This window comes from Paracoccus sp. PAMC 22219 (assembly GCF_000787695.1).
In the GTDB taxonomy this organism is placed as follows: Bacteria; Pseudomonadota; Alphaproteobacteria; order Rhodobacterales; family Rhodobacteraceae; genus Paracoccus.
Window position 1 is genome coordinate 25071 of record NZ_BBPH01000062.1, and the last position, 6000, is coordinate 31070.

General features: G+C 65.6%; 6 protein-coding genes. 2 read left to right on the forward strand and 4 right to left on the reverse strand.

From position 1 onward, the window contains the following. Nucleotides 1–1185: 1185 nt before the first annotated feature. The 3 genes from TY51_RS22560 to TY51_RS07485 form a co-directional block, all read right to left on the reverse strand. Nucleotides 1186–1359, reverse strand: coding sequence for a hypothetical protein (locus tag TY51_RS22560; protein ID WP_197054692.1), 174 nt, complete (start codon nt 1357–1359; stop codon nt 1186–1188). 313 nt (nt 1360–1672) lie between these two features. Further along, entirely contained in the window at nt 1673–1912 is a 240-nt protein-coding gene (locus tag TY51_RS07480) for a hypothetical protein (protein WP_156117945.1), read from the reverse strand. 492 nt (nt 1913–2404) lie between these two features. Next, nucleotides 2405–4060 (reverse strand): electron transfer flavoprotein-ubiquinone oxidoreductase, encoded by a 1656-nt coding sequence (locus TY51_RS07485; protein ID WP_042247812.1) that lies wholly within the window; start codon nt 4058–4060, stop codon nt 2405–2407. A 246-nt stretch (nt 4061–4306) separates the two neighbouring features. Between TY51_RS07485 and greA the strand changes: the two genes are divergently transcribed. Continuing rightward, a complete protein-coding gene (gene greA / locus TY51_RS07490) occupies nt 4307–4777 on the forward strand; it encodes a transcription elongation factor GreA (RefSeq protein WP_042247814.1) in 471 nt (156 codons plus the stop codon). Nucleotides 4778–4781: 4 nt separating this feature from the next. Then, nucleotides 4782–5696: a hypothetical protein gene (locus tag TY51_RS07495; RefSeq protein WP_081994796.1), complete on the forward strand. Its 915-nt coding sequence runs from the start codon at nt 4782–4784 to the stop codon at nt 5694–5696. Nucleotides 5697–5700: 4 nt separating this feature from the next. Here the strand turns inward: TY51_RS07495 and TY51_RS07500 are convergent. Next, nucleotides 5701–6000: N-acetyltransferase (locus tag TY51_RS07500; protein WP_156117946.1), on the reverse strand; the 300-nt coding region annotated here is incomplete at its 5' end.

The window sequence follows — 6000 nt, forward strand, 5'->3', positions numbered from 1 at the left end:
ACAGCTCGCCCGTTTCCGCCTGCACCACCAGCAGCGTCACGTTGGACGCCGTCGTACCATCCGCATAGGTGACGGTGCCGGCGTAGCTGACCACGGCGTCAAAGTTGAACGTCTGCGTTCCTGCACCAATGTTGGTCGAGAACCGATCGACCGTCGTACCAAGTGGTGTGTCGGTGTCCAACGCCGCCGCGTCGCCCGCCCGGTTGATCATCGTCGCGGAGGTGATGTTTCCGTACAGAGGAGAGGTCTGCGATCCGAAAACCCGGTTTTGGGCGGTCAGGAGGGCAGAGGCGTTTTCAGCCCCTGCAACCAGTTCGGAGGGGTCGACGGTGACGATCCCTCCAATCGCATTTCGCGGAATTCCAAGCGAGATCCAGTTGAACGTCGTCGGCATGATGTATCCTAATTCCAGCCCAAGTTTTGGGTATGATGAATGGGCACCGGAAATCACGGCACCGGCTCAGACGCGAACTTGCACTAGATACGGGAGGGCGATCCGGACCGCGGACGATGTCCGTACGGGGATTGCCACACAGCCATCATCACGGACGGACCGCCCGGCGCGCGGGCATGTGGATGACGGCTGACCGCGAGGACTGGATGGGCATGCGAGCAACCTTTTCAGACGACTTGATGTCAATCGATGGTCGAGCGTGCCCGACCAGTCTCACGAGGGGTCGACCTAGCAACGCACCGTTAACCATTCAACTCCAGATTGCATTTGTAAGCACAATTTTGCCGATGAGTCGCGGTCGCCGTGATCGGCCGTTCCAACCGCTGCGGGAGATGACTTCAGGCAGGGGGTTCGGGACAGGCGGTATTGGTCACGCCTGTTTGCCCATTCCGGCCGGCTCACCTGTGCAGCGGATGAAAACGCCTCCGCCTCCAAGCAGTGACGTCCTGGCGGTGCCTCCGTGCCTCCGCGGAGGCTTGTCGACGATCGCGATGAGTCCCTTCCGCCAAGCCCAATCGGGAGGCCGAAACGGACTGAGACGACGATTCGGCGACAGCGCGTGCGCGATCACCACCCCCATCAGCAGAACATTGTTCCGGTACGGCTCATCTGCAGCCGCGGCATCCAAGTGATGACATCAAGGGGAAACGGGATTGGGCGACACGCGGTCCCCGTGCCATTGCTCATCGCCCCCAAGCGGGCTTTTCCGTGCCATCACCCGGCATTGGACATCAGGGGCGCGGCCCAAGGGACAATGCCGCCAGGCGGGCATGGATGATCTGTTCACGCGCCTCGCGGACATGAACGATCTGCTGGGACCCCTGCCGATACAGGGCGAGGATGGTCGCGCCCTCGGGGCCGTTGTCGATGTTGAATTCGGTGTCCGCTTCGAACTGAAGGACCACGGGGTCGTCTTCTGGAACTCTGGTCAGCGTTATCCGGGGCATAACTTGCCACTCCCTGCGCGATGCTGTGATCCGCAGACTTGGATACTGAACCCATCGGTCCATCAAGCCGTTTTGCCTGTTTCGCACGACTTTGCGCGCAACAGGCTGTTATCTGCCGATATTTGCCCGGAGATCGCCGAAACTTCGCTGAGTTCCAGCGGCCGCGGCACCTTGTCGCCTGTGAATGCGCATGGCGTTTCTGCCGGTCGGCCGGCTGCTGACCCTTCACGGTCCGACCGGGCAAAGCACCGGGTGTCGTCGGTCGGTTCGATTATCGCGGACGGGTGACGGTCCGGCCTCTGGTTGCGGGGTCTTGCCGCTTGCCGCCGGCGTTGGCATTTCGCGTCGCGCCGTCCATGGCCCGGACCAAGGCAACCTGCATGTCCAACTTGTCCCGCAGATCGCGGTAGGTCGCGTTATGGGCATAGGCCGTCAATGCGGAATCGATCAGTTCCCAATCCTCTCCGGACATGGACAAGCGAAACGTCGGCTCATTCTGGGCACGGTGCATACTGGTTACCTCAAACAACTACCCCTTGTATGTAGCGCGACTGCGCCCGTAACGCACTTGGCTATATGTACAGGCATGTTTGGCGCACGATCGGAGCAAATGCGTTCGGGAAAAGTACCGTACCGTTCGCGAGCAGCAGGTAACGACAGGCTGGATCGTGCAGGCACCGTGGCTGTGAGATTGACAAGCGCCTGAGACGGCATCCGCGTGCCGGAGTTCTGACACTCGGCTTGGTCCTTGAGGCTCAGAAGCAAGACATCCGGTATGGGCACGCGCAGACTGACCGTGCGCCGGACAGCGCGAACAGCCAGACCACCTGTTACGGGTCGCCGATGAAAGCATCTCGATGGCCATCTCCGCGCGTGCTCGGATGCTGCCTGGACCCTGCGGGTCGAATGGTGGGCGACAGCCACGACCAGCAGTCGGTCGTGTTTTCATCCCGATGCACGACAGTGACGACCGGGCTCGGGGGTGCCGAGCCCGGCAGGATCATCACATGTTCGGATAGTTGGGCCCGTCGCCGCCCTGCGGGGTGGTCCAGACGATGTTCTGGCTGGGATCCTTGATGTCGCAGGTCTTGCAATGGACGCAGTTCTGGAAGTTGATCACGAAGCGCGGCCCCGACGCATCCTCGACCACCTCATAGACACCGGCCGGGCAATAGCGCTGCGCGGGTTCGGCATATTCGGGCAGGTTCACCGCGATCGGCACCGACGGGTCGCGCAGCTTCAGGTGGCAGGGCTGGCTTTCCTCGTGGTTGGTAAAGGAAAACGCCACGTTGGTCAGCCGGTCAAAGGACAGCTTGCCGTCCGGGCGCGGATAGTCGATCGGCTTGTGGTCGCGCGCCTTGCCGGTGGCGGCGGCGTCGGACTTGCCGTGCGACCAGGTGCCAAGCGGGTTCCAGCCGGTCAGGTTCGCGGTCCACATGTCCACCGCGCCAAGCATCAGGCTGGCCGACAGGCCCATGCGCGACCAGATCGGCTTGACGTTGCGCACACGCTTCAGGTCGGCGCCGATGGCACCGTTTCGCACCGCGCCGTCGTAATCGGTCAGCCGGTCACCCTCGCGCCCCGCCTTGATCGCGGCGGCGGCGGCATCGGCCGCCTCGATCCCCGAGATCATCGCGTTGTGGTTGCCCTTGATGCGCGGCACATTGACCATGCCCGCCGAACAGCCCAGCAGCACGCCGCCGTCGAAGGACAACTGCGGCAGCGACTGCCAGCCGCCTTCGGTGATGGCGCGGGCGCCATAGCTGATGCGCTTGGCCCCTTCCAGCAGATCGGCGACCATCGGGTGGTGCTTGAAGCGCTGGAACTCCATGTAGGGGTACAGGTACGGGTTCGCATAGTTCAGGTGCACGACGAAGCCGACCAGAACCTGATTGTTCTCAAGGTGATAGATGAAGCTGCCGCCGCCGGCATTCTTGCCCAAGGGCCAGCCCATCGTGTGCACGACGCGACCTTTGTGGAATTTCTCCGGGGAAACCTCCCAGATCTCCTTCATGCCCAGGCCATATTTCTGCGGATCGCCATGGGCCGACAAGCTCAGCCGCGCATCGATCTGCTTGGCCAGGCTGCCGCGCACGCCCTCGGCGATGAAGACGTACTTGCCGTGCAGCTCCATCCCCGGCTCATAGCCGTCGCCGATGCTGCCATCGGGTTCGCGGCCGAACTCGCCCGCCACGACGCCCTTGACCCGGTCGCCGTCCCACACGACCTGGCTGGCGGCCATGCCGGGGAAGATCTCGACGCCCAGACCCTCGGCCTGTTCGGCCAGCCAGCGGCAGACATTGCCCATGCTGACGATGTAGTTGCCGTGGTTCGACATCAGCGGCGGCATGGGCCAGTTCGGCACGCGCACCTGCCCGGCCTCGCCCAGGACATAGAAATTGTCGTCGGTCACCTCGGTGGTGACGGGGGCGCCCTTGTCGCGCCAGTCGGGGATCAGCCGGTCGAGCCCGCACGGGTCCAGCACCGCGCCCGACAGGATGTGGGCGCCGACCTCGGAGCCCTTCTCCAGGACCACGACGGACAGTTCGGCGTCGATCTGCTTCAGCCGGATCGCGGCCGCCAGGCCCGCCGGCCCCGCGCCCACGATCACGACGTCGTATTCCATCGATTCGCGAACGATCTCGGTCTGGTCTGTCATGTGCTGGGGCCCCCTCCGTGGCAATCTGGCTGTCAAACAGATAGCGACCCTGACGGACGGGGGCAATCGTGACGCGGCGGTTGGCCGCGCGCGATTCTGCGATGCGGCCCATGCAGGCTTGCATTGGGCGTCGTTTTGGTGACCATGTCCCGGATCAGCTTCCGCGCCCCTGCCATTCCACAATGGCAGGGGCGTTGGTTTGGCACCCGCAAGGACGAACGCATCCCAACAAGGACCAGGGCAGCGATGGAAAAGATACCGATGACCCCCACCGGCGTGGCAGCGCTGGAACGCGAGCTGGGGCAGCTGAAATCCAAGGAACGCCCCGCCATCATCCGCGCCATCGCCGAGGCGCGGGAACATGGCGACCTGTCCGAGAACGCCGAATACCACGCCGCCCGCGAAAAGCAGGGCTTTGTCGAAGGGCGCATCAAGGAGCTGGAAAGCCTGTTGTCGCGCGCAGAGGTCATCGACCCCGCGAAGCTGTCGGGCAGCATCAAGTTCGGCGCCCGCGTCAAGCTGATCGACGAGGACACCGAGGAAGAGCGCAACTATCAGATCGTGGGCGAGGCCGAGGCCGATATCGAACGCGGGTTGCTGAACATCCGCTCTCCGCTGGCCCGCGCCCTGATCGGCAAGGACGAGGGCGACAGCGTCGAGGTGACGACCCCCGGCGGCCAGCGCAGCTATGAAATCGTCGAGATCCGGTACGGATGACCCAATGTCCCTGATTGCACGCATCGCCAGCCTGGCCAACCGCGACCGCCTGACCACGGTCGGCTATACGCTGACCGGCATCTGGCTGTTCCTGGTCGCCCTGTTCTGGCTGTTGGGGCCTGCGGGCACCGATGGCGGCCCGTCCGGCGTGGCGCGCCTTGTCTCGATCATGGGGACGGTCCTGCCGCTGGCCCTGATCTGGCTGGGCGTGTCGCTGGCCCGGCAGCTGGCCATCCTGCGCGCCGAGGCCGAGGATCTGCGCGCCCGCCTGGCGCATCTGCGCGGCGACGCCGCCCCGCTGGACGACCTGCCGCCGCCCGCGCCGCGGATGGCACCGCCCGCCGAGCCGCAGACCACCGCCGCACCGCGTCCCGCGGCCCCGCTGCCCAAGGCCCGCCAGACCGCCGATCAGCGTCAGACCGCCCTGCGGTTCGAGACGCAGGGCGCCCCGGTCGATGCGGCCACCCTGATCCGCGCGCTGAACTTTCCCGACGGTCCCGACGATGTCGAGGCGATCGACGCCCTGCGTCACGCGCTCAAGGACCCGAACCAGTCCAAGGTGCTGCGCGCCGCACAGGATGTCGTGACGCTGATGGCGGGACAGGACGTCTACATGGACGACCTGCCGCCGGAAATGGCCCGCCCCGATGTCTGGCGCCGCTATGCCGCGGGCGAACGCGGCAGCGCCGTCGCGGCCCTGGGTGGCATCCACCACCAGCCCGCGCTGGAGATCGCCGCCGCCATGCTGCGCGACGACGAGATCTTTCGCGACACCGCGCATCACTTCCTGCGCCATTTCGACGGGCTGACCGCGCGTCTGGTGCCGGAACTGGACGACCTGCAGATCGCCGTGCTGGCCGACAGCCGGTCGTCGCGGGCCTTCATGCTGCTGGGCCGCGTGTCGGGCGTCTTCGGCTAGACGCTCAGGTGCAACAGATGGACCTGCCCCCACCAGGGCAGGCCATAGCGGCCTTGGCCGCGCTCGGAAACCCCACCCTGTCATAGAATGCCAGCGCGCCGCGGTTGCGGGCGCGCACCTCGGCCCGCAGGCCCGGGCGACCGTCGCGTGCGGCGACCAGCGCCCCCGCCTCGATCAGCGCGCGCCCGGTACCCTGCCGGGGGTCCGTCACCGCCAGCCCGTCGATGACCAGATCGCCCGTGGGCGGCGCCGCGCGGAACAGCCAGCCCGCCACGCCCGCGCCGCCCCTCGCCGAACCGCCGCC

What these genes read in the sequence shown, in the direction of transcription:
- TY51_RS07495 (WP_081994796.1), top strand. Translation starts at nt 4,782, where the DNA reads ATGTCCCTGATTGCACGCATCGCCAGCCTGGCCAACCGCGACCGCCTG.
- TY51_RS07480 (WP_156117945.1), bottom strand. Translation starts at nt 1,912, where the DNA reads ATGCACCGTGCCCAGAATGAGCCGACGTTTCGCTTGTCCATGTCCGGA.
- greA (WP_042247814.1), top strand. Translation starts at nt 4,307, where the DNA reads ATGGAAAAGATACCGATGACCCCCACCGGCGTGGCAGCGCTGGAACGC.
- TY51_RS07485 (WP_042247812.1), bottom strand. Translation starts at nt 4,060, where the DNA reads ATGACAGACCAGACCGAGATCGTTCGCGAATCGATGGAATACGACGTC.